This window comes from Kitasatospora dryopteridis, assembly GCF_050749075.1.
In the GTDB taxonomy this organism is placed as follows: Bacteria; Actinomycetota; Actinomycetes; order Streptomycetales; family Streptomycetaceae; genus Kitasatospora.
On the sequence record NZ_CP192749.1, the window covers coordinates 4,989,153 to 5,011,358 of the forward strand.

Below are 22,206 nucleotides of genomic sequence, written 5' to 3' on the forward strand. Positions count from 1 at the left end.
CCGTCGGGGGGAGTCGGCCGGAACGGGGGCTCTGTGGGTGCGACGCGCTCCTCGTGTTGCACACGGTGAGCGGCCCAGGTCCACAATATTGCTCTCAGTGAGCAGTATCAAGGCCCCTGGCGGCTCGGCGTCGTCCGGGTCGCGCCGTGATGCGCGACCCATCGTGCGGAAGGCCCTGGGAACACTGGGAGACAGGACCTTTGATCATGGGTTGATCAGATGGTGCCGACGGCGTGTCAGGCGGTGCGGGCGCGGTTGCGGGCGGCGCGGCGCTTCATCGCACGGCGCTCGTCCTCGCTCATGCCGCCCCAGACGCCGGCGTCCTGACCGGTCTCGAGCGCCCACTGCAGGCACTGGTCCATGACGGGACAGCGGCGGCACACGGCCTTGGCTTCCTCGATCTGCAGCAGAGCAGGACCGGTGTTCCCGATCGGGAAGAACAGCTCCGGGTCCTCTTCGCGGCAGACAGCGCGGTGGCGCCAGTCCATGGTCGTCCAACTCCTCCGGTCGGCGGGCGGTGGCCCGGCCGACGCAATCGACGGCTTGTGAATGTGAACGCTTTCACGAATCCCGCAACAACAAAAGCGACCAAAGGCCCATCAGGCCCGGGTGGTCTGTGCTGAGGTGGGGTTCGGGCGATTCGAGGGAGTGCCGCGTGTCCCGCTGCGGCCCGTCCCGATCGCCATGTAGAGGTTCGCAAACCTCAGGCCCGGATACAACCCCCTTCGGCAAGGAATTTTTGATTCTTCGGTGTCGCATAGCTCACAGCCCGTACTTCTATGGGGTGAAGGGGGCTAACGCGTTCGAGAAGAAGGGAGGAGCCCTCTTCTGGTCACACAATCACACGCAGTGCCCGCCGAACGCCTGTGAAACTGACGCGACTCCTGTCTCCAAGGTGGTCCCCGTCGACCTGAAACGGGGCCGGTTCCTCTGAAACCAAGGTGAAGTGCCGAACGTCGTGATAGGAGACGACGTGTTTCCCGGACGGTCCCGGAGCCGCGGCGCCGCCTTCCGCAGGGGTGTGCGACCGCAGAATCTGACGGACCGTTCGAGCCGTGCCGAACGCCGTCATTCGAGTGATGCCGAAGATGTCCAGGTGCGTCTCGAAGGACGCGGAGGGCGAGGGGTAGACCGGACGGTTCCCCAGGAACGTCCACGGCGAGGTGTTGCTGACTATCGACAGCACCAGGCCCGGCACCGGCTCCTGCCCGTTGATCTCCAGGGTGACGGGGCCGTTCCGGCGGTGCTCACGCTCGGTGACATAGTGCCGGAGCGCCTGGTTGACGTAGAGCGCGTGCGTGGATCTGCGCCCCTCCCTGCGCTGCGCCTCCACCCGCCCGACCACGCCGGCGTCGAAGCCCAGCCCCGCGGTGAAGGTGAACCAGCGGTCCGAATGTCCCTCGGAGAGCGCCTTGCCCAGGCCGATCGCCCGCTCGCGGCGCGCGTCCAGCGCGTCCAGCAGCGCGCCCGTCGCCTCCACCGGGTGGTTCGGCAGGCCGAGCGCCCGCGCGAAGACGTTGGTCGAGCCCCCCGGCACCACCGCCAGGCGCGGCACCCGGTCGGACGGGCCGTGCGCCAACAGCCCGTTCACCACCTCGTTCACGGTGCCGTCCCCGCCGAGGGCCACCACGAGGTCGACCCCGCCGTCCTCGGCCGCTGCCTGCGCCAGGTCGCGCGCGTGCCCCCGGTAGCGCGTCTGGGCGACCTCCAGCTTGAGGTCGCTGCGCAGGGCGTGGATCAGCACGTCGCGGGTGCGGCCACTGGTGGTGGTCGCCTTCGGGTTCACGACCAGGAGAGCGCGCATGAACGCCAGCCTACGGGTCGGTACGCGGGGCGCGACGGTTACCCTGCTGGAGTGACCGCAGAGACCGCCCAGCCCCCGTCCGCCCCCGCGCCCGGCCAGGAGGGCTCCCACAGCCCCGCCGGGGACCGCCCGGCCCCGTTGCTGGCGGGTGCCGTGATCACCCTGCTGGAGGGTGCCGCACTGGCCGGCTGGGGCCTCTACGACGTCGTCGCCGGTCTGGTCGGCGACCAGGCCGCACTGGGCCGCAGCGAGGCCGGCGCCGCGGTCCTGCTGCTGATGGGCCTCTTCCCACTGCTGGCCGGCCGGGCGCTGCTGCGGCTGCGCCGCTGGGGCCGCAGCCCGGCCGTGCTGACCAACTCGATCTGCCTGCCGGTCGCCTACTACATGTGGCAGGGCGGCGGCGCCGTGCGGGTCGCCGCGGTGGCCGTCGGCCTGCTCGGCCTGGCCGGCATCGTCTCGCTGCTCAACCCCAAGGTCACCGCGGCCCTGTACGGCGACCGCGGCTGAGAACGACGGAGCGGCGGGGGCGCGGTCCGCACCGCGCCCCCGCCGCTCCTTCGCGTCCGGCCTCACTCCTCGACGAGGAGCTTCTCCCGCAGCTGGGCCAGGGTGCGGGCGAGCAGCCGCGAGACGTGCATCTGCGAGATGCCCACCTCGGCGGCGATCTGCGACTGCGTCATGTTGCGGAAGAAGCGCAGCACCAGGATCTTCTGCTCGCGCGGCGGCAGCTGGGCCAGCAGCGGCTTGAGCGACTCCCGGTACTCCACGCCCTCCAGGGCCTCGTCCGTCGCGCCGAGGGTGTCGGCCACGGCGGGCGACTCGTCGTCGCTGTCCGGCACGTCCAGGGAGAGCGTGGAGTAGGCGTTGGCCGACTCCAGCCCCTCCAGCACGTCCTCCTCGGAGATCCCGAGGTGCTCGGCCAGTTCGTGCACGGTGGGGGAGCGCCCGTGCCGCTGCGAGAGCTCGCTGGTCGCCGTGGTCAGCGACAGCCGCAGCTCCTGCAGGCGGCGCGGCACCCGGACCGCCCAGCCCTTGTCCCGGAAGTGCCGCTTGATCTCGCCGACGATCGTCGGCGTCGCGTAGGTGGAGAACTCCACCCCGCGCTCGTGGTCGAAGCGGTCCACGGACTTGATCAGACCGATGGTGGCGACCTGGGTCAGGTCGTCCAGCGGCTCGCCGCGGTTGCGGAACCGCCGGGCCAGGTGCTCGACCAGCGGGATGTGCATCCGCACCAGCTGGTTGCGGATCTCCACCCGTTCCGGCGAGCCCTCCGGCAGCTCGGCCAGCCGCACGAAGAGCGCCCTGGCGGCCTCGCGGTCCGGCGCCGCCGAGCGGTGGCCCTGGGCGGGCACCGCGCCGCGCACGACGGCTGCGGCGGTCCGCAGCTCCTCGTCCGCGGGCGCGTCCGCCGCTGCGGGCTGCTCCGGTGTCGGATCGGTCGGCTGGCTCATCGGGCGGGCGTCCTTCGGGTACGCGTCGTCAGTCGGGGAGGCGTCGGCGATGCGGGCAGCGCTCGCCTGGGGCGGTACGGCCACGTCTGCGGTGGCCGCAGGCACCCCGGTGGCACCTGTGCGGTCCAGATCACTCACGGCGATCACCCGTTCCGTTCCGGGAGCACTTCTCACTGGGTGTACCGCAGCGGACTGCGGTACGGGGGAGCCGCACGCGCGGAATGTCGTCCTCGCAGGTCGACACCTGCGCGTACGGCCCTGGGCGCACGGCGCTACGGCTGGGCAGGAGACCCGCCGCGCTTCTTGTGCAGGCTGATGCTGACGGTGTTGTCCTCGCCCACGGACGAGTCCACCTCGCCGGCCAGTGCGGAGAGCACCGTCCAGGCGAAGGTGTCCCGCTCGGGGGCGCGGCCGTCGGTCGTCGGCGCGGCGACGGTGACCTTGAGCGAGTCTCCGACCAGCCGGAACTCGCAGCTGAGCACGGAGCCCGGCACCGCCTGCTGGAGCAGGATGGCGCAGGCCTCGTCCACCGCGATACGGAGATCCTCGATCTCGTCCAGGGTGAAGTCCAAGCGGGCCGCGAGGCCCGCCGTCGCTGTTCGCAGCACCGAGAGGTAGGCACCCGCCGCGGGCAGCCGGACCTCGACGAAGTCCTTCACGTCGGGCTCACCGTCGATCTGGGACACCCTCACCTCCTGGGTGACGCGCGGTGCTTGCGGCCGGACGGCCGCGGCACTTCCTCTTGCTTCGCTCAACTGCTTCGCCCCAACTCGTCCGAGGGGTGGTGCGGTACGAACCGGTTCATACCCACCCGGGGCTCCCCGAACGCCACGCATCCGCCCGAGACGTTACCGCGATCGGCGGGCCGATGTCGCGATCTCCGGCCACGATCACGGGAACGGGCGACCCGGCCGCTCACCGCCCTGCCGACCCGCCGAGCTCGGCCAGCGCGTCGTCGGCCAGCCGGAAGACCGTCCACTCGTCCATCGGCACCGCGCCGAGCGACTTGTAGAAGCCGATCGACGGCTCGTTCCAGTCCAGGACCGACCACTCCAGCCGCGCGTACCCGCGCTCCGTGCAGATCCGGGCCAGCTCGGCCAGCAGCGCCCTGCCGTGGCCGCCGCCGCGCCGGGACGGGCGCACGTAGAGGTCCTCCAGGTAGATGCCGTGGGTGCCGCGCCAGGTGGAGAAGTTGCGGAACCACAGGGCGAAGCCGACCGGCTCGCCGGTGGCGTCGTCCTCGGCGATCAGCCCGAACACCGCCGGGTGCTCCCCGAAGAGCGCGTCGTGCAACTGCTCCTCGGTGGCCCGTGCCTCGTCCAGGGCCCGCTCGTACTCGGCGAGCTCGCGGATCATGGCGTGGATGACGGGGACGTCGGTGGCCAGGGCGGTGCGGATCATACGGCGAGGGTACTCGGACGCACCGGCCGGGCGGAAAGGTTAATTTCCGCGGACCTCCGACGGCGGGGCCGGCAGGGGCCCGCCCGCCCGTGGCCCGGACCGCGGCCCGAGGGGCGATCCGGCCGTCCTGCGCCGGGGCGGCCGGCGGCCGGGTGCCGCTGTGCCCATCGCGGCCTCCCTCGCTCGGACGGCGGGCCCGGCCGGGCGGTCCGACCCGTGACACGAGCCTACGCCGCCGCCACCCGGCCGACATGCCGAAGGCCCGGCCGCGACGGACGCGGACGGGCCTTCGGAGTTACTGATGCGTGATCAGGCGGCCTTCTTGGTCTCCCAGAAGATGCGGTCGATCTCGGCGATCAGGTCGAGCAGGGCCTGGCCGGTGGCCGGGTCCGTGGAGGCCTTGGCGGCCGAGGCGGCCTTGCCGGCCTTGTTGAACAGGTCGTGCAGCTGCGGGTAGGCCTCGAAGTGCGGGGCCTTGAAGTAGTCGGTGTGCAGCACCGAGAGGTGGTGCTTGACCAGCTCGGCGCGCTCCTCCTTGATGACGATGGCGCGCGCACGGAAGTGCGGGTCCTCGTTGGCCTGGTACTTCTCCTGAGTGGCCTTCACGGACTCGGCCTCGATACGGGCCTGGGCCGGGTCGTACACGCCGCAGGGCAGGTCGCAGTGGGCGTGCGCGGTGGCTCGCGGAGCAAACAGACGAGAGAACATGGGAGTCCTTCCTTAGATCGTCTTCCCGCGAGCGAGATTACCCCGCCGCCCCCGCCGTTTCGCGGTTGGCCCGGGGGCCTAGGGCAAAAGGAGGAGGCCCAACCGGTCGATATCGGGCGGGCGCCGGGCGCGCCGCCATGCTGGACACTGGACGGCGACGCACGGGCAGGGGAGAGCGGATGGCCGAGGAGAGGGCGGCGGGCGGCGGTGGTCTGCTGCCGTTCGGGGTGATCGACGTGGCGGGCCCCTCGATGCGGCCCACGCTGCGCGACGGGGACCGGGTGCTGGTCCGCTACGGCGCCCGGATCAGGCCGGGGGCCGTGGTGCTGGTGCGGCACCCGCTGCGGCAGGACCTGCTGCTGGTGAAGCGGGCGGCCGGACGCCGTCCGGGCGGCTGGTGGCTGCTGTCGGACAACCCGCTGGTGACCACCGACAGCCGCGAGTACGGGGCGGTGCCGGCGGAACTGGTGCTCGGCCGCGTCCTGCTGCGGCTGCGGCCCCGCCCGGCCTGGCTGGCCCCGGCACCCGCCCTGGAACGCGCCCTGAACGGCGTGCTGCTGGCCCGCCTCCCGGCGCTCGCCGCCCGGCTGGGTGCCTTCCGCCCGCTGGACGTGGAGCTGTAGGGGCGCAGTTCCCCGCGCCCCTTGTCGGCCGCCCCGGTGCCGTAGGGCTTCAGTCGCGGGCGGCGAGGGCGGCGCGGGCGGCCTCCTCGCGCTTGCGGGCGCGGTAGGCGGCGACGTTGGCCCGGGTCGCGCAGCGGTCGGAGCAGTAGCGGCGCGAGCGGTTGGTCGAGGTGTCCAGGTAGGCGTTGCGGCAGGGGGCGGCCTGGCAGATGCCCAGCCGGTCGGCGCCGAGCTCGGTGAGGTGGATGGCCAGGCCCATGCAGGCGACCGCGGTGAAGTTGGCGGTGGCGGTGGCGGCGTTGTCGGCCAGGTGGAGGTGCCAGCGCGGGCGGCCGGCCTCGTCCAGGTAGTCGTGGCCGGAGACCAGCGGGCTGACCGGGTACTCGACCATCAGGCTGTTGAGCAGGTCGACGGCCCGGACCTCCTCGCCCTCGGCGGCCGCCTCGAAGACGCCGCGCAGCCGGGTGCGGACGCCCCGCAGCCGCGGCAGGTCGGCCTCGTCGGCGAGGGCGGCGGCCCGGCCGGCCGTCCCGAACAGGGCACGGACGGAGTCCACCGAGGTCAGCGCGTCCCGGCCGCGGTCCGGTTCCTCGGTGTTGACCAGCCGAACGGCGTAGTCGGCGTACGAGGCGAGCTCCACGAGTGGTCCTTCCGGGGCCGGTAACAGGCAAGCTGCCTCAAGGGTATTACCTGAACCGGTCAGCGCGAAGGCGCCCGCCTCCCCGGGGGGTGAAGGGCGCCTTCGCGCTGACCGCAGGGTCAGAGCACCTTGGACAGGAACAGCTTGGTCCGCTCGTGCTGCGGGTTGCTGAGCACCTCGCGCGGGTCGCCGGACTCGACGACCACGCCGCCGTCCATGAAGACCAGCGCGTCGCCGACCTCGCGGGCGAAGCCCATCTCGTGGGTGACCACGACCATGGTCATGCCCTCCTCGGCGAGGCCGCGCATGACGTCGAGGACCTCGCCGACCAGCTCGGGGTCGAGCGCCGAGGTGGGCTCGTCGAAGAGCATCAGCTTGGGCTGCATGGCGAGCGCACGGGCGATCGCGACACGCTGCTGCTGGCCGCCGGAGAGCTGGGACGGGTAGTTGCCGGCCTTGCCGGCCAGGCCGACCCGGTCCAGCATGGCCATGCCCCGCTCCTTGGCGGCGGACTTGTTCTCGCCCTTGACCTGCACCGGCGCCTCGATGACGTTCTCGAGCGCCGTCATGTGCGGGAACAGGTTGAAGTGCTGGAAGACCATGCCGATGTCGCGCCGCTGGCGCGCCACCTCGCTGTCCTTCAGCTCGTAGAGCCTGTCACCCTTCTGCCGGTAGCCCACCAGGTCGCCGTCGACGTAGAGCCGGCCGGCGTTGATCTTCTCCAGGTGGTTGATGCAGCGCAGGAAGGTGGACTTGCCGGAGCCCGACGGGCCGACCAGCACGAACACCTCGCCCTGCTTGACCTCCAGGTTGATGCCCTTGAGCACCTCGACGAGGCCGTAGGACTTGTGGACGCCCTCCGCGCGGACCATGGCGTGGGTCGCGTCGGCGGGGGTCTTCGCCAGGTCGCTCACAGGTGACCGCCTCCTTCCAGACCCGGTACCACGTCGTGCGCCTTCGACGGCTTGCGGCGGCCGCTGATCAGACCGCGCAGCTTCTGCAGCGGCGTCGGCGGCAGCGTGCGGTTGGCGCCGCGGGCGTAGTGCCGCTCGATGTAGTACTGCCCGATCGTGAGGACGGAAGTCAGGAACAGGTACCAGATGCTGACCGCGATCAGCACCGGGATGGTCTGGAACGTCCGGGAGAAGATGTTGTGGCCGGCCTGGTAGAGCTCCTCCAGGGCGATGACGCTCGCCAGGGACGAGGTCTTCAGCATCGAGATGGTCTCGTTGCCGGTCGGCGGGATGATCACCCGCATCGCCTGCGGGAGGACGATCCGCTTCATCGTCTGGAACCGGCTCATGCCGAGGGCGTGCGCGGCCTCGGTCTGGCCCTCGCTCACCGACTGCAGACCGCCGCGGACGATCTCCGCCATGTAGGCGGCCTCGTTCAGGCCGAGGCCCAGCAGGGCGGCGACGAAGACCGGGATCAGGCTGTTGGTCGAGCCCGAGACGAACTCGGGGCCGAACGGGATGCCGATCGAGAGCTTCGGCCAGATGGCGGCCAGGAAGTTCCAGAACACCAGCTGCACCAGCACCGGGGTGCCGCGGAAGATCCAGATGTACACCCAGGCCACACCGGACAGCAGCGGGTTGGGCGAGAGCCGCATCACCGCGAGGACGATGCCGCCGAACACGCCCATGACCATCGCCAGGGCGGTCAGTTCGAGGGTGACGAGCAGGCCGTGCAGGATCTGGTCGTTGAACAGGGTGTCGCCGACCACCGACCACTGGAAGGCGGGGTTGGTCACCAGGGCGTGGATCAGCATCGCCGCGAGGACCACGACGACGACGGCTCCGGCCCAGCGTCCGGGGTGGCGGACCGGGACGGCCTTGATGGCCTCAGGCCGTCCCGTCTTCACCGGCCCCTGATCGATAGGGTTCACGTTGAGTAGCCTCAGGGGGTTGGTTGCGGAACGTCAGCTCTTGGCCGCGTTGATCTCGGACGTGGTGATCGCGCCGGCCGAGACACCCCACTTGTCGAGGATCTGCTTGTACGTGCCGTCGGCGATCAGCGACTGGACGGCACCCTGGACGGCCTTGCTCAGGTCCGAGCCCTTGGCGATGACGATGCCGTAGGGGGCGCTGTCGTAGGTGTCGCCGATCTTCTCCAGCTGCCCGTTGGTCTGCTTCAGCGCGTAGTCGACGACCGGGGAGTCCGCCATCATGACCTGGTCACGGCCGGCCACCAGGGCCTGGGTGACGTCCGTCTGCAGCGAGAACTTGTCGCCGTCGCCCGGGATCGGGGCCTTGCCGGCCTTCACGCACTCGGGGTTGCGGACGTCCTTGATCTCGTCGGCCTGGGTGGTGCCGGTCTGGACGGCGACCTTCTTGCCGCAGAGGTCCTTCGGGTCGATCTTGTCCGGGTTGCCCTTCTTCACGGCGATGGCGGAGCCGGCCGTGAAGTAGGTGACCATGTCGACGGTCTGCTCGCGCTCCTTGGTGTCCGTGAAGGAGCTCATGCCGACCTGGTACTTCTTGGCCGCGATGCCCGGGATGATCGAGGTGAAGTCCGCGTTCTGGACGTCCGCCGAGAGCCCCAGCTTCGCCGCGATGGCCTTGGCGAGGTCGACGTCCATGCCGACGATGGCGCCCTTGTCGTCCTTGAACTCGTTCGGCGCGTAGGAGGCGTCGGTGGCGACCGAGAGCTTGCCGCCGGACTTCACGTCCGCGGGGACGAGCGCGGCGAGCGACGGGTCGGCGGCGACGGCCTTGACGGAGCTCGTCGGGGACGCGGCACCCGAACCGGTGCTGCTCGTCGAGGAGCCGCAGGCGGTGAGGAACAGGGTGCCGGCCGCGAGGGCGGCGCCTGCCGCGACGATGCGGGGGCGCAGGGTGCGAGCGGTCATGAGGGGGATCTCCTCCTGGGGGAGAGACGAGCGGAGCGCTACGCCGGGGGGTGGCGGTCGCCCGGTCGGCGGTGGCACTCCGTCGTGCTGCGCCGGCCCGGTCGTTCACTTGTACGGGTCTTCACGTCGTGCATGTCGCCACCCTCCGCCGAGGTGAGCGCACGTCGGACCGCCTCACAGGGAGGGCGCCCCCGAGGGGGAGGCATGTTCGATCCGAGTTGGGTGGAATCCTGCCACTCACGGACGGTGAACGGGCCCCGATTCAGATCAAAATCGGATAACGAGGGGCCCTGTTGTCCGCTATCCGGACGAATTCCGACCTCCTGTCACCCTGCGTATAAGTATGCAGACTTGGTGCCGTCCGGCCGGGAAACCCGGCCGGAGCGTCCGCCACTCAGAATCCGCCGTTGACGACCGCGTTCTGCACGGCGCCGGCGGAGACCTCCCACTTCTTCAGGATGTTCTCGTACTCGCCGGTACGGATCAGCTGATTGATGGCCTTCGCCAGCACGTCGCGCAGCTCGGTGTTCTCCTTGGACACCGCGATGCCGTACGGGGAGGGCTGCAGCTGGGCGCCGACCACCTCGAACTTGGTGCCGTTCGGGCCGCCCTTGGCGGCGACGTACGCGGCCACCGGGTAGTCGTTCAGGTCCGCGTCGGCGCGGCCCGCCGCCAGCTCGGCCAGGGCCTCGCTGTCGTTGTCGAAGAGGTTCACCGTCAGTGGCTTGTGGGCCCGGGCGCAGGCGCCGACCTGGCGCTCGATGATCGCCGCCTGGGTGGTGCCGCGCTGCAGGGCCACCGTGTGCCCGCACAGGTCGTCCAGCTTGCCGATCTTGTCCGGGTTGCCCTGGGGCACCAGGATCGAGGTGCCGGCGATGAAGTAGTCCACGAAGTCCACACCCGGGTTGACCTGCTTGCCGCTGTCGTCGGTGCCCTCGCGGCGCTGCCGGTTGTCCGTCATGGCGGACATCGCCACGTCGAACTCCTTGGCCTGCAGACCGGGGATCAGCTTGTCGAACGCGGTGTCGCTGATCTCGACCTTCACGCCGAGCTGCTTGCCGACGGCCGTCGCGATGTCCGGGTCGATGCCCACGGCGGAGCCGTCCGAGGCCTTGAACTCCACCGGGGCGTAGTTCAGGTCCGAGGCGATCTTCAGCACGCCCGCGGTCCGGATGCGCTCCGGGAGGCGGCCGTGCAGGTCGTCCGCGCTGGGCTTGGCCGGGCCGGAGCTGCCGCACGCGGTCAGCAGGAGGGACCCCGCGGCGAGCGCCGCACCGATGGCGAGGGCTCTGGCGGATATGGGCGCGTTGGCGTGCATGCGGGGGTCCTCCTGGGAGAGCGGGTGGTGCCGGACGGGTTACCGGCGGGGGCCGTGCCCGTCCGCGAGCGGGACAGGGATGTCCGGATGTCGGTGTGGGAAATGTGATCCTGCCATCCCTCCCTGCTGTCCGAGGTCGCGGGTATGTCAGAATCTGGTATCGGGTGACCCCCGACGAACGAAGGCAGACCGCCGGTTCCGCTGCTCACAATCGAGCGGGTGGATCCGGGGTGCGCAGGACCGGAAGTCGACGACGCCGACTCCGTAGCCGAGGCACCAGCTCCCCTTCCGTGTCTGCGTTCACTCCTGCGGGTGCGTGTCCCGCCCGCCGCCTGTCGCCCCCGGCGGCCGGATTCCACCGGAATCCGGCACTGTCAAGGGCCGCAATGCGGTGAACGGTGCACGTCGAGGACGGAAAGGCACAGGTGCGGTGCCTTTGTCCGACCTAGGCTCGAGCGGTGCGTCTCACCGTCCGTACTGATGCGGATGCGCCTGGGCACGACCGGAAGCACTACGCAGAACACCCAAAACCCTCACCCGAGGGCGCAGCCCGGCGGCCGCGCCCCGACCCCGGACACCGGGTGCGCCTGGCGTACCCGGCGCTGCCGTCCCCGCGGCGGCGTCCGCGGCGTCGATCGACCGTCGGCCCGTGCGTCCTCGCTGATCAATTGACGAAGAGGTCAACGTGGCAGCGGAGATCATCCACCCCAACACGCAGGACACCGACGATCCGGTCGACGCCGTTTTCGCACTCCACCGCGGCGGCAAGATGGAGGTCCGGGCCACTGTTCCGGTGCGCGACGCGGACGACCTGTCCCTCGCCTACACTCCCGGCGTCGCCCGGGTCTGCACCGCCATCGCCGAGCAGCCCGAGCTGGTGAACGACTACACCTGGAAGGCCAACACCGTCGCGGTCGTCACCGACGGCACCGCCGTGCTCGGCCTCGGCGACATCGGCCCGGAGGCGTCGCTGCCCGTGATGGAGGGCAAGGCGATCCTGTTCAAGCAGTTCGGCGGCGTGGACGCCGTCCCGATCGCGCTGGCCTGCACCGAGGTGGACGAGATCGTCGAGACCGTCGTCCGGCTGGCCCCGTCCTTCGGCGGCGTCAACCTGGAGGACATCTCCGCCCCGCGCTGCTTCGAGATCGAGCGCCGGCTGCAGGACGCCCTGGACATCCCGGTCTTCCACGACGACCAGCACGGCACCGCCATCGTCACCACCGCCGCCCTGTGGAACGCGGCCAAGGTGACCGGCCGTGAGATCGGCAGCCTGCGGGCCGTCATCTCCGGCGCCGGCGCGGCCGGCATCGCCATCGCCAAGATGCTCCTCGCCGCCGGCATCGGCGACGTGGCCGTCTGCGACCGCCGAGGCGTCGTGCACCAGGGCCGCGAGGACCTCACCGACGTCAAGGCCGAGATCGCCGCGCTGACCAACCGCACCGGCATCAAGGGCTCGCTGGCCGACGCGCTGGCCGGCGCCGACGTCTTCATCGGCGTCTCCGGCGGCACCGTGCCGGAAGACGTCGTGGCCACCATGGCCGAGGGCTGCTTCGTCTTCGCGATGGCCAACCCGAACCCGGAGATCCACCCCGAGGTCGCGCACAGGTACGCGGCGGTCGTCGCCACCGGGCGCAGCGACTTCCCGAACCAGATCAACAACGTGCTGGCCTTCCCCGGCATCTTCGCCGGCGCCCTGTCGGTCCGGGCCACCCGGATCACCGAGGGCATGAAGCTGGCCGCCGCCCAGGCGCTCGCCGCCGTGGTCGCCGACGAGCTGACGCCGCAGAAGGTCATCCCGTCGCCGTTCGACGAGCGGGTCGCACCGGCCGTCACCCGGGCGGTCGCCGAGGCCGCCCGCGCCGAGGGCGTCGCCCGCCTGTAGCGGTCACACCGCAGGAGCGGAACCCGGGGCGCGGGGGCCGCGCGAGACGGAAGGCAGCAGCTGCCGGCCTTCCGCTCCGCGCAGGCCCCCGCGCCCCTTTCCCGCTCGGCGGTGCAGGCGCTCCGGTAGCGCAGGTCACACGGTTGCGTGGTACCGGCCGCGTGTCCGCGCCGCTATCGTCCGTCACATGTTCGCTGCCTACGCCGCCCGTATCGACCCGGACGACCCGCTGAGCGCACTGGAGTTGGGCGAACTCCCGGAGCCCGAGGCCCGCGAGGGCTGGAGCGTCGTCACGGTCAGGGCCGCCACCCTCAACCACCACGACCTCTGGTCGCTGCGCGGCGTCGGCCTGCCCGCCGAGCGCCTGCCGATGATCCTGGGCTGCGACGCCGCCGGCGTCGACGAGCACGGCAACGAGGTCGTCATCCACTCCGTCGTCGGCCAGAGCGGCCACGGGGTCGGCCCGGACGAGCCGCGCTCCATCCTCACCGAGCGCTACCAGGGCACCTTCGCCGCCAAGGTCGCCGTACCCACCTGGAACCTGCTGCCCAAGCCCGCCGAGCTCACCTTCGAGCAGGCCGCCTGCCTGCCCACCGCCTGGCTGACCGCCTACCGGATGCTCTTCACCAACGCCGGGGTCAAGCCCGGCGACACCGTGCTCGTGCAGGGTGCCGGCGGCGGCGTCTCCACCGCGCTGATCGTCCTCGCCAAGGCCGCCGGCCTGCGGGTCTGGGTCACCGGCCGGGACGAGGCCAAGCGCGCCCGCGCCGTGGACCTCGGCGCCGACGCCGCCTTCGAGAGCGGCGCCCGGCTCCCGGAGCGGGTGGACGCGGTGATGGAGACCGTCGGCGCGGCGACCTGGTCGCACTCGGTGAAGTCGCTCCGTCCGGGCGGAACGATCGTCATCTCCGGCGCCACCTCGGGCCCGAGCCCGAAGGCCGCCGAGCTGAACCGGATCTTCTTCCTGGAGCTCAAGGTGGTCGGCTCCACCATGGGCACCAAGGAGGAGCTGGCCGGGCTGCTCGCACTGTGCGCCAACTCCGGCGTGCGGCCGGTCATCGACTCCGTCATGCCGCTGACCGAGGCCCGCGACGCCTTCGCCCGTCTCGCCAAGGGCGACGTCTTCGGCAAGCTCGTCCTGACCCCCTGACACGGCAGGGCCCTGGCGGACGGTCGTCCGCCAGGGCCCTGGGGTGCCTCTGTACTCAGCCGAACAGCCGCTTGGCCGCTGCGGCCAGCGTGGCCTGGGCCTGCGTCAGCTGATCACGGGTCACCCCGTTGTCGCGGGCGGCGTCGCGGACGCGGTCGCGGAAGCGGTCGAGCAGGCGCTCCAGCTCGCGTGCCGGGTCGGCGTCCGGATCGGTGCGGGCCCAGTCGGGCAGATCGGCCGGGGCGGTGTCGTCCGGGGTGTCCTTGTCGAGGTCGATCCGGGTCACCCTGACCTCCTCGGCCGGGGCCTGGTGGCCCCAGCGGGCGGCGTCGGCGAGCCCGCCCAGGCTGCGGGTGAGCTCGGCCAGGCCCTCGGTGAGGCCGGTCGACCAGTCGCCGCGCGAGGCGTGTTCGCGGACCTGCTCCTCGACCCGCCGCTTGATCCGCAGGGCCTCCTGCTGGGTGGCGCTGCGGGCGGCCTTGGACTGCTCGCGCAGCCGACGGGCCTCCTCCTCGGCCGCCTTCGCCTTGGCCTTGGCTGCGCGCTCCTGCTCCTTGGCGCGCGTGGCCTGCTCCTTGGCCTGGGCCTTGAAGCGCTCGTACTCGTCCTTGGTGCGCTGCCAGGCCTCGCGGTCGCCCCAGGGCCCGGCCCAGGCATCGCCGCCGGGGGCGGCCTCCGGGCGGGGGGCCTTCTTGGCGGCGCCCCACAGCTCCTCGCGGAGGTCCTTCGCGGTGTCCCGGACGTCCTCGCGGATCGCCCCGGCGAGCTGGGCGACGGAGTCGCGGATCTCGACCTCCAGCTCGGCCAGCTCGTCCTGGCGGGCGGCCAGTTCGGTGCGGCCCGCGTCGGTGAGCCGGTAGACCTTGCGGCCGCCTTCGGTGCTGTGGGTGACCAGGCCCTCCTTCTCCAGCTTGGCGAGCCGCGGGTAGACCGTGCCGGCGGAGGGCGCGTACAGCCCCTGGAAGCGCTCCTCCAGGAGGCGGATGACCTCGTAGCCGTGCCGGGGCGACTCGTCGAGCAGCTTGAGCAGGTAGAGCCGGAGCCGGCCGTGGCCGAAGACGGGCGACATCGCTCAGGCCTCCTTGGTCAGGTCGGGGCCGCCGTGGTCGGGGCCGGTGGTGAGCTCCTTGGCGGGCGCCGGGGCGTCCTCGTCCTCGGGGCGGTGGAGCACGGTGATCGCGCCGGAGACGGTGGTCACCTGGAGCCGGCCGGTGCCGCTGCCGAGCTGGCCGGAGAGCCGCTTGGCGCCCCAGCTGCCGGCGACGGTGAGCTCGGCGAAGGTGGAGGTGACGTCACCGGTGGTGGTGCCGGCCTCGACCTTGGCGTCCGCGACCGAGGGCAGCCGGACGCCGACCGGGCCGCTGACCGTGGTGACGGTGATGTCGGTGGGCGTCTGCACGTCGAGGTCGAGCGTGACGGCGCCGCTCACGGTCTTGGCCTGCACCTTGTCGGCGGTGCCGGCGACCACGGTGAGCTGCCCGGAGACGGTGTGGACGCGCAGCTCGCCGGAGACCGACTGGGCGTCCACGTCGCCGGAGACGGTGTTGGCCTGGGTGCGCCCGGAGAGGCCGACCAGGGTGACGGCGCCGCTCGCGCCGTGAACGGTGACCGGGCCGCCGATGCCGGAGACGGTGGTGTCCGCGGAGGCGGAGCCGATCCTGACCTCGGTGCCGGCCGGCACGGCGAGCGAGACGACGGCGCGGCGCTTGCGGCGCAGCGAGGCGAGGAAGGCCTTGACCGACTGGAGGGACTTCACGGTCTCGGAGAGGTCGCTCCAGCCGAGGTCCTTGTAGGCCACGGTGAGCACGCCGTCCTTGAGGTCCACCTGCAGCGGCTCGCCCTCCAGCTCGGTGACCTCCAGGCGGGCCGGGCCGTCGGCGGCCACGACGTTGACGGCACCCCCGATGATCCGGACGTGCAGGCCGGTGACCGGCTCGTCGATGGTGATCTTCTCGGGTCCTTCGACCGTCCACTCGCTCATGATTCCCCGTCCTCCCGTTCGCGATGTATCGCGTCGACTGATTAACACGATATATCGCGATGAGGTGAAGTCAACCCCGACTCGACCCCGACACCCGACCCCGACACGTGCCAGGGCCCGGAAGGCGGATGCCTTCCGGGCCCTGGTCGTGCAGTGCGCGTGCGGTGCTGCGGATCAGTCCTCGTCCTCGTCGTCGAGGCGGGCCAGCCAGGTGGCCAGCCGCTCGACCGGGATCTCGAAGTCCGGGTTGAGGTCGACGAACTCGCGCAGCCGCTCGGCCAGCCACTCGAAGGTGACCTCCTCGTCGCCGCGACGGCTCTCCAGCTCCTCGATGCCTCGGTCGGTGAAGTACACGCTGTGCTCCGGTCCGGTGGGGTGTGACCCGGTCAGGATAGACCGGCGGGGGCGCGAGCCCGGCGGCTCAGCCGGACTTGCGCCAGTAGGTGAGGGTGCAGGTCGCGGCGCCGTCGCTGTCGCCCAGCTTGACCGTCTTCAGCACGACGAGGTCGCCGGAGGTCCGCAGGCGGACACAGAAGGAACTGCCCTCCGGCACCGCCTCGAACTTGACCGTGGTGAGCGGGGAGCTGTCCACCCCGGCCGCGCAGGCTTCCGGGGTGAGCTCGCCGCCGCCCTGGGCGACGAAGGCGTCCGACTTGTCCTTCAGCCGGAACTCCGGGCCGAAGGTCCGCACCGACCAGGAGGACTCGTCGTCCGCCACCACCTTGCCGGTGGTGAGGTTGTACTCGTACCGGGCGTTCGGCGGGATGGTCAGGGTGGTATCGCGGTAGACCGCGGTGTACGCGGCCGCGGTCGGCGCGGGCTTCTTGGTGGCGGTCGTGGACCCGGATCCGGGCGGCCCGGAGGTCCCCGGGCCGCCCGTGGCGGCTGTGGCGGTGCCCGGTGCCTTCCCGGACCCGGTGCGGTCGTCGCCGGAGCTGAGCGCCACCCCGATCGCGGTGCCGGCCACCGCCGTGACCGCGACCACGGTGAGCAGCACCTTCCAGGAGACACCGCCGCGGCCCGTCGGCGCGGGCGGGGGCGCGGCCGGGTACGGGGCGGCCTGCGGACCGGGCGCCGGAGCGCCCCACCCGGCCGGCGCGCCGTGGACCGGCGGCATCGGCCCGGTGGGGGCCGCGGCCGGCTCGGCGGGCCCGAACATCCCGAGGGGCGGCGCCACCCCGCCGGCCGGCGGCAGGGAGGGGCCCGCCGCAGGGGCGGTGGGAGGGGCGGTCGGCACCGGCGGAGCCCCGATCGACGGGGTGGTGGCCGGCAGGGTCGGCATCGGGGGCGCGGCGGGCGGCACCGGCAGCGGGCCCGCCGGTGTGCGCGGCAGATCGGAGCGGCGGGTGATCTCGGTGTTCACCTGGGCGGGCAGCCAGTCGTCGGCGAACCGGAGCTGGCCGCCGACCGCGGGGTGGCTGCGGGCAGCCTCGATGACCTCGGCCGGGGACGGCCGCTGCGCCGGGTCCTTGGCCAGACAGCGGGCCAGCAGGTCCCGCAGGTCGGCGGGGACGCCCGCCAGGTCCGGTTCCTCGTGGACCACCCGGTAGAGCACCGCGGTGTCCGGGCCCTCGCCGAACGGCGGGGTGCCGCCGGCCGCGTACGCCGCGAGGGCGCCCAGCGCGAAGACGTCGGTGGCGGCGGTGACCGGTCTGCCCTGGGCCTGCTCGGGCGACATGAACGCGGGGGAGCCGATCCGGTAACCGGTGCCGGTGAGCGCGGTGGCGTCGGCGGCCCGGGCGATGCCGAAGTCGATCACCCGCGGACCGTCCTCGGCGACCAGCACGTTGGCCGGTTTGAGGTCCCGGTGCACCACCTGCACGCTGTGGATCGCCTGCAGGGCCTCGGCGATGCCGCCGATCAGCAGCAGCACGGTGCGGGTCGGCAGCGCGCCGTGCCCGCGGATCACCTGCTGCAGCGAGGGGCCGGGCACGTAGGCGGTGACCAGCCAGGGCGCCTCGGCGTCCGGGCCGGAGTCGATCACCTGCGCGGTGTAGAGGCCGTGGATGCGCTGGGCGTTGGCGACCTCCTGGGCGAACCGCCGCCGGAACTCGCCGTCCTCGGCGAACTCCGCCCGCACCACCTTGAGCGCGACCGGCCGGCCGCCCGGCGTGTACGAGAGGTAGACGCGGCCCATGCCGCCCGCACCGAGCCGCGCGAAGATCCGGTAGCCGCCGACCTCCCTCGGGTCCTCCGGCTGCAGCGGCTGGAACACGGACGGCAGATCGTTGGACATGCGGCGGCTCCCCGAAGGTGCGATACGACGGCCCTACGGTAGCGACCTGACGGACCGGCAGATCGGCCGGGGCACGGGGAACGGCCGCGGAGAACGCAAGGGCCCGGCCCCGCCTGGACGGCGGGACCGGGCCCCGTGACGCTGTGTCAGCGACAGCGCGTCAGAGCGAGAACACCTCGTCGACGAGGGCCTGCTGCTCGGCGGCGTGGCGCTTGGCCGAGCCGACCGCGGGGGCCGAGGAGGCCGTCCGGGCGACGCGGCGCAGGCGGGCGCCGTTGGCGTTGCGGCCGACGACGACCTGCAGGTGGTCGACCAGGTTCATGGCGATGAACGGCCATGCACCCTGGTTGGCCGGCTCCTCCTGCGCCCAGATGAACTGGACGTCGTCGCCGTAGCGGCCCAGCTCCTCCTGGAGCTCGGCCACCGGCAGCGGGTAGAGCCGCTCGACGCGGACGAGGGCGGTGTCGGTGACGCCGCGCTCGGCGCGGGCCGCCTCCAGGTCGTAGTAGAACTTGCCGGAGGTGATGACGACCTTGCGCACCTGCGACGGGTCCACCGCGGTGTCCCCGATGACCGGCTTGAACGAGCCCGTCAGGAACTCGTCGGTGGCGGCCGCCGCGGCCTTCAGACGCAGCATCGACTTCGGGGTGAAGACGACCAGCGGCTTGTGGTGCGGGTTGTGCGCCTGCCAGCGCAGCAGGTGGAAGTAGTTCGACGGCGAGGTCGGCATCGCGACCGTCATGTTGTTCTGCGCGCACAGCTGGAGGAAGCGCTCCGGGCGGGCGGACGAGTGGTCCGGGCCCTGGCCCTCGTAGCCGTGCGGCAGCAGCAGGACGACGCCGGAGTGCTGGCCCCACTTCTGCTCGGCCGAGGCGATGTACTCGTCGACCATGGTCTGCGCGCCGTTGACGAAGTCGCCGAACTGCGCCTCCCACATGACCAGCGCGTTCGGGCGGGTCAGCGAGTAGCCGTACTCGAAGCCCATCGCCGCGTACTCCGACAGCAGGCTGTCGTAGACGGTGAAGCGGGCCTGGTCCTCGGTCAGGTACAGCAGCGGGGTGTAGTCCTCGCCGGTGGTGCGGTCGATGAGGACGGCGTGGCGCTGGCCGAAGGTGCCGCGGCGGCTGTCCTGGCCGGCCAGGCGGACGGGGTGGCCCTCCATCAGCAGCGAGCCGATGGCGAGGGTCTCGCCCATGGCCCAGTCGATGGTGTTGTCCTCGACCGAGGCGGCGCGGCGCTGCAGCTGCGGCAGCAGGCGCGGGTGGACGGTCAGCCAGTCCGGCAGGTTGACCTGCGAGGCGGCGATCCGCTTCACCATCTCCTCGGAGATGCCGGTCCGGATGTTGACCGGGAAGTCGGCGACCGGCTTGCCGTTGGCGGCCGGGGCCGGCGCGGTGGCCGCCTCGCGGACCTCGGCGAAGACCTTCTCCAGCTGGCCCTGGAAGTCCTGCAGCGCCTGCTCGGCCTCTTCCATGGTGATGTCGCCGCGACCGATCAGGCCCTCGGTGTAGAGCTTGCGCACCGAGCGCTTCTTGTCGATCAGGTCGTACATCAGCGGCTGGGTGAAGGACGGGTTGTCGGCCTCGTTGTGACCGCGGCGGCGGTAGCAGATGAGGTCGATGACGACGTCCTTGTGGAACTCCTGCCGGAACTCGAAGGCGAGCCGCGCGACGCGGACCACGGCCTCCGGGTCGTCGCCGTTCACGTGGAAGATCGGCGCCTCGATCATGCGGGCCACGTCGGTGCAGTACATCGACGAGCGCGAGGACGCCGGGGCGGCGGTGAAGCCGACCTGGTTGTTGACCACGATGTGCACGGTGCCGCCGGTGCGGTAGCCGCGCAGCTGCGACATGTTCAGGGTCTCCGCGACCACGCCCTGGCCCGCGAAGGCCGCGTCGCCGTGGATCTGGATCGGCAGCACCGGGAAGGTCGTGCCGCCCTGGTCCAGGATGTCCTGCTTGGCGCGGGCGATGCCCTCGACGACCGGGTCCACGGCCTCCAGGTGGGAGGGGTTGGCCGCGAGCGAGACCTTGATCTCCTCGCCGTCCAGGCCGGTGAAGGTTCCCTCGGCGCCCAGGTGGTACTTCACGTCGCCGGAACCGTGCATCGACTTCGGGTCGAGGTTGCCCTCGAACTCGCCGAAGATCTTGCCGTACGGCTTGCCGACGATGTTGGCCAGCACGTTGAGGCGGCCGCGGTGGGCCATGCCGATGACGGCCTCGTCCAGACGGTGCTCGGCGGCGGCGTCGATCGTCGCGTCCAGCAGCGGGATGAGGGACTCGCCGCCCTCCAGCGAGAAACGCTTCTGCCCGACGTACTTGGTCTGCAGGAAGGTCTCGAAGGCCTCGGCGGAGTTCAGCCGGCGCAGGATGCGCAGCTGCTCCTCGCGCTCGGGCTTGGTGTACGGCTTCTCCAGGCGCTCCTGCAGCCACTTGCGCTGCTTCGGGTCCTGGATGTGCATGTACTCGATGCCGACGGTGCGGCAGTAGGTGTTGCGCAGCAGGCCGAGGATGTCGCGGAGCTTCATCATCTTCTGGCCGCCGAAGCCGCCGACCGCGAACTCGCGCTCCAGGTCCCACAGGGTGAGGCCGTGCTGGACGACGTCCAGGTCGGGGTGCTTGCGCTGCTTGTACTCCAGCGGGTCGGTGTCGGCCATCAGGTGGCCGCGCACGCGGTACGCGTGGATGAGCTCCATGACGCGCGCGGTCTTGTTGACCTCGTCGTCGTGGGTGGCGGCGACGTCGGTCGCCCAGCGCACCGGCTCGTAGGGGATGCGCAGCGACTCGAAGACCTCGTCGTAGAAGCCGTGCTCGCCCAGCAGGAGCTGGTGGATGGTGCGCAGGAACTCGCCGGAGGCCGCGCCCTGGATGACCCGGTGGTCGTAGGTCGAGGTCAGCGTCATGATCTTCGAGACGCCGAGGCGGGCGAGGGTGTCGGGGGAGGAGCCCTGGAACTCGGCCGGGTACTCCATGGCGCCGACGCCGACGATGGTGCCCTGGTTCTGCATCAGGCGGGGCACGGAGTGCACGGTGCCGATGCCGCCGGGGTTGGTCAGCGAGACGGTGACCCCGGTGAAGTCCTCCATGGTCAGCTTGTTGGCGCGGGCCCGGCGGACGATGTCCTCGTAGGCCTGCCAGAAGCCGAAGAAGTCCAGCGTCTCGGCCTTCTTGATGGCCGCGACGACCAGCTGGCGGTCGCCGTTGGGCTTCACCAGGTCGATGGCCAGACCGAGGTTCACGTGCTCCGGCTTGACCAGGAAGGCCTTGCCGTCCTCCACCTTGTAGCTGTGGTTCATGCCCGGCGAGGCCTTGATGGCCTGGACGAGGGCGTAACCGATCAGGTGGGTGAAGGAGACCTTGCCGCCGCGGGCGCGCTGCAGGTGGTTGTTGATGACAATGCGGTTGTCGATCAGCAGCTTGGCCGGGACGGCACGCACCGACGTCGCGGTCGGCACCTCCAGCGAGGCGTCCATGTTCGAGGCGACGGCCTTCGCGGGGCCGCGCAGCGGGACGAGCTCGGGGCCCTGGGCGGCCGGCGCGGGCGCCGCGGGTGCGGTGGCCTTCGGCGCGGGCGGCGCGGCAGGGGCCGCGGCGAGCGGCGCAGGCGCCGGCTGGACCGGCGCGGCCGGTGCAGCGGGTGCGGGCGCCGCTGGGGCGGCAGGAGCAGCAGCGGCAACGGGGGTCGGCGTGGGGCCGACCTGGGTTGCGGCCTGGGTCACTGGAGTCACCTCGGTACCGGGCTTGTAGTCGGCGAAAAAGTCCCACCAGGCCCGGTCTACCGAGTTCGGGTCCTGGAGGTACTGCTGGTAGATCTCGTCGACGAGCCACTCATTGGGGCCGAAGCCAGTGGTGCTTGCCGAGCTGGGGGTTTCAGGGTGTGGCGACATCGGGGCAACCGCCCTCTTCCGCTTCCTTTTGGGATGGTGGACAGCGGGGATTAAGGCTACGCCTCCGACCAGTGATCGCGCAGTCCCCCCTGGCCAGGCGTCGCCCAGATCACAGTGGTCGGCCGGAAATTGGCCGGTTGTGTGCGTTAGAAACCCACCGGAGCGGGTATCCGGACACCTTTGCTCCGCTCCATTATCCCCATAAAATCTGACAATACGGACGTCTGGGTACGGAGCGGGGCCGACCCCGAACAGGGTCGACCCCGGTATGTCCCAGT

The 22,206-nt window shown here is 71.5% G+C and carries 20 protein-coding genes; 4 read left to right on the forward strand and 16 right to left on the reverse strand.

Annotation, left to right across the window (positions count from 1 at the left end):
- Positions 1–236 precede the first annotated feature (236 nt).
- Together ACQ614_RS22715 and ACQ614_RS22720 are read right to left on the reverse strand one after the other, a co-directional pair.
- Entirely contained in the window at positions 237–488 is a 252-nt protein-coding gene (locus tag ACQ614_RS22715; RefSeq protein WP_030267905.1) for a WhiB family transcriptional regulator, read from the reverse strand.
- A gap of 344 nt (positions 489–832) precedes the next feature.
- Positions 833–1,804: a diacylglycerol/lipid kinase family protein gene (locus ACQ614_RS22720; protein WP_431680429.1), complete on the reverse strand. Its 972-nt coding sequence runs from the start codon at positions 1,802–1,804 to the stop codon at positions 833–835.
- 51 nt (positions 1,805–1,855) lie between these two features.
- Between ACQ614_RS22720 and ACQ614_RS22725 the strand changes: the two genes are divergently transcribed.
- A complete protein-coding gene (locus ACQ614_RS22725) occupies positions 1,856–2,311 on the forward strand; it encodes a hypothetical protein (RefSeq protein ID WP_431680432.1) in 456 nt (151 codons plus the stop codon).
- Positions 2,312–2,373: 62 nt separating this feature from the next.
- Here ACQ614_RS22725 and ACQ614_RS22730 read toward each other — a convergent pair whose 3' ends face one another.
- The 4 genes from ACQ614_RS22730 to sodN all read right to left on the reverse strand — a co-directional run bounded on the left by ACQ614_RS22730 (position 2,374) and on the right by sodN (position 5,364).
- Entirely contained in the window at positions 2,374–3,393 is a 1,020-nt protein-coding gene (locus tag ACQ614_RS22730; RefSeq protein ID WP_431680433.1) for an RNA polymerase sigma factor SigF, read from the reverse strand.
- Positions 3,394–3,527: 134 nt separating this feature from the next.
- Positions 3,528–3,941, reverse strand: a complete 414-nt coding sequence (locus ACQ614_RS22735; RefSeq protein WP_363490737.1) for an anti-sigma regulatory factor — start codon at positions 3,939–3,941, stop codon at positions 3,528–3,530.
- A gap of 229 nt (positions 3,942–4,170) precedes the next feature.
- Positions 4,171–4,656: an N-acetyltransferase family protein gene (locus tag ACQ614_RS22740; protein WP_431680435.1), complete on the reverse strand. Its 486-nt coding sequence runs from the start codon at positions 4,654–4,656 to the stop codon at positions 4,171–4,173.
- A 309-nt stretch (positions 4,657–4,965) separates the two neighbouring features.
- The gene (gene sodN, locus ACQ614_RS22745; RefSeq protein ID WP_030267960.1) at positions 4,966–5,364 is read right to left on the reverse strand and encodes a superoxide dismutase, Ni; all 399 of its coding nucleotides are present in this window, start codon (positions 5,362–5,364) and stop codon (positions 4,966–4,968) included.
- Positions 5,365–5,543: 179 nt separating this feature from the next.
- On the opposite strand from sodN, the gene sodX reads away from it, so the two are divergent.
- Positions 5,544–5,987, forward strand: coding sequence for a nickel-type superoxide dismutase maturation protease (sodX, locus tag ACQ614_RS22750; protein WP_431680438.1), 444 nt, complete (start codon positions 5,544–5,546; stop codon positions 5,985–5,987).
- Between the two features lie 49 nt (positions 5,988–6,036).
- Here sodX and ACQ614_RS22755 read toward each other — a convergent pair whose 3' ends face one another.
- From ACQ614_RS22755 to ACQ614_RS22775, 5 genes are all read right to left on the reverse strand, one after another.
- Positions 6,037–6,627 carry a CGNR zinc finger domain-containing protein gene (locus tag ACQ614_RS22755; RefSeq protein WP_431680440.1) on the reverse strand — a complete coding sequence of 197 codons (591 nt, stop codon included), beginning with the start codon at positions 6,625–6,627 and terminating at the stop codon, positions 6,037–6,039.
- Positions 6,628–6,746: 119 nt separating this feature from the next.
- On the reverse strand, positions 6,747–7,499 hold the full coding sequence (locus ACQ614_RS22760) for an amino acid ABC transporter ATP-binding protein (protein WP_431683994.1): 753 nt from the start codon (positions 7,497–7,499) through the stop codon (positions 6,747–6,749).
- A 38-nt stretch (positions 7,500–7,537) separates the two neighbouring features.
- Entirely contained in the window at positions 7,538–8,512 is a 975-nt protein-coding gene (locus ACQ614_RS22765; protein ID WP_431680442.1) for an amino acid ABC transporter permease, read from the reverse strand.
- A 33-nt stretch (positions 8,513–8,545) separates the two neighbouring features.
- Positions 8,546–9,475, reverse strand: coding sequence for an ABC transporter substrate-binding protein (locus ACQ614_RS22770; RefSeq protein ID WP_431680444.1), 930 nt, complete (start codon positions 9,473–9,475; stop codon positions 8,546–8,548).
- Between the two features lie 394 nt (positions 9,476–9,869).
- Complete coding sequence (locus ACQ614_RS22775) at positions 9,870–10,793, reverse strand: ABC transporter substrate-binding protein (RefSeq protein WP_431680445.1); 924 nt, start codon at positions 10,791–10,793, stop codon at positions 9,870–9,872.
- Between the two features lie 685 nt (positions 10,794–11,478).
- Here ACQ614_RS22775 and ACQ614_RS22780 point away from each other — a divergent pair.
- Together ACQ614_RS22780 and ACQ614_RS22785 are read left to right on the forward strand one after the other, a co-directional pair.
- The gene (locus ACQ614_RS22780; protein WP_431680447.1) at positions 11,479–12,675 is read left to right on the forward strand and encodes an NAD(P)-dependent malic enzyme; all 1,197 of its coding nucleotides are present in this window, start codon (positions 11,479–11,481) and stop codon (positions 12,673–12,675) included.
- Between the two features lie 187 nt (positions 12,676–12,862).
- Positions 12,863–13,825, forward strand: a complete 963-nt coding sequence (locus ACQ614_RS22785; protein WP_431680449.1) for a zinc-binding dehydrogenase — start codon at positions 12,863–12,865, stop codon at positions 13,823–13,825.
- A gap of 55 nt (positions 13,826–13,880) precedes the next feature.
- On the opposite strand, the gene ACQ614_RS22790 is transcribed toward ACQ614_RS22785, so the two are convergent.
- From ACQ614_RS22790 to ACQ614_RS22810, 5 genes are all read right to left on the reverse strand, one after another.
- A complete protein-coding gene (locus ACQ614_RS22790) occupies positions 13,881–14,894 on the reverse strand; it encodes a PadR family transcriptional regulator (protein WP_431680450.1) in 1,014 nt (337 codons plus the stop codon).
- 3 nt (positions 14,895–14,897) lie between these two features.
- Positions 14,898–15,806 (reverse strand): DUF4097 family beta strand repeat-containing protein, encoded by a 909-nt coding sequence (locus ACQ614_RS22795; protein ID WP_363490759.1) that lies wholly within the window; start codon positions 15,804–15,806, stop codon positions 14,898–14,900.
- A 174-nt stretch (positions 15,807–15,980) separates the two neighbouring features.
- Positions 15,981–16,160 (reverse strand): DUF6104 family protein, encoded by a 180-nt coding sequence (locus ACQ614_RS22800; RefSeq protein WP_030267971.1) that lies wholly within the window; start codon positions 16,158–16,160, stop codon positions 15,981–15,983.
- 67 nt (positions 16,161–16,227) lie between these two features.
- A complete protein-coding gene (locus ACQ614_RS22805) occupies positions 16,228–18,042 on the reverse strand; it encodes a serine/threonine-protein kinase (RefSeq protein WP_431680452.1) in 1,815 nt (604 codons plus the stop codon).
- A 160-nt stretch (positions 18,043–18,202) separates the two neighbouring features.
- Positions 18,203–21,928, reverse strand: a complete 3,726-nt coding sequence (locus ACQ614_RS22810; protein ID WP_431680455.1) for a multifunctional oxoglutarate decarboxylase/oxoglutarate dehydrogenase thiamine pyrophosphate-binding subunit/dihydrolipoyllysine-residue succinyltransferase subunit — start codon at positions 21,926–21,928, stop codon at positions 18,203–18,205.
- Positions 21,929–22,206: the final 278 nt, after the last annotated feature.

Excerpts from the sequence above, each read along its gene's own strand:
- ACQ614_RS22715 (WP_030267905.1), bottom strand. The coding sequence starts at position 488 with ATGGACTGGCGCCACCGCGCTGTCTGCCGCGAAGAGGACCCGGAGCTG.
- ACQ614_RS22720 (WP_431680429.1), bottom strand. The coding sequence starts at position 1,804 with ATGCGCGCTCTCCTGGTCGTGAACCCGAAGGCGACCACCACCAGTGGC.
- ACQ614_RS22740 (WP_431680435.1), bottom strand. The coding sequence starts at position 4,656 with ATGATCCGCACCGCCCTGGCCACCGACGTCCCCGTCATCCACGCCATG.
- sodN (WP_030267960.1), bottom strand. The coding sequence starts at position 5,364 with ATGTTCTCTCGTCTGTTTGCTCCGCGAGCCACCGCGCACGCCCACTGC.
- sodX (WP_431680438.1), top strand. The coding sequence starts at position 5,544 with ATGGCCGAGGAGAGGGCGGCGGGCGGCGGTGGTCTGCTGCCGTTCGGG.
- ACQ614_RS22760 (WP_431683994.1), bottom strand. The coding sequence starts at position 7,499 with ATGGTCCGCGCGGAGGGCGTCCACAAGTCCTACGGCCTCGTCGAGGTG.
- ACQ614_RS22770 (WP_431680444.1), bottom strand. The coding sequence starts at position 9,475 with ATGACCGCTCGCACCCTGCGCCCCCGCATCGTCGCGGCAGGCGCCGCC.
- ACQ614_RS22775 (WP_431680445.1), bottom strand. The coding sequence starts at position 10,793 with ATGCACGCCAACGCGCCCATATCCGCCAGAGCCCTCGCCATCGGTGCG.
- ACQ614_RS22785 (WP_431680449.1), top strand. The coding sequence starts at position 12,863 with ATGTTCGCTGCCTACGCCGCCCGTATCGACCCGGACGACCCGCTGAGC.
- ACQ614_RS22790 (WP_431680450.1), bottom strand. The coding sequence starts at position 14,894 with ATGTCGCCCGTCTTCGGCCACGGCCGGCTCCGGCTCTACCTGCTCAAG.
- ACQ614_RS22795 (WP_363490759.1), bottom strand. The coding sequence starts at position 15,806 with ATGAGCGAGTGGACGGTCGAAGGACCCGAGAAGATCACCATCGACGAG.
- ACQ614_RS22805 (WP_431680452.1), bottom strand. The coding sequence starts at position 18,042 with ATGTCCAACGATCTGCCGTCCGTGTTCCAGCCGCTGCAGCCGGAGGAC.
- ACQ614_RS22810 (WP_431680455.1), bottom strand. The coding sequence starts at position 21,928 with ATGTCGCCACACCCTGAAACCCCCAGCTCGGCAAGCACCACTGGCTTC.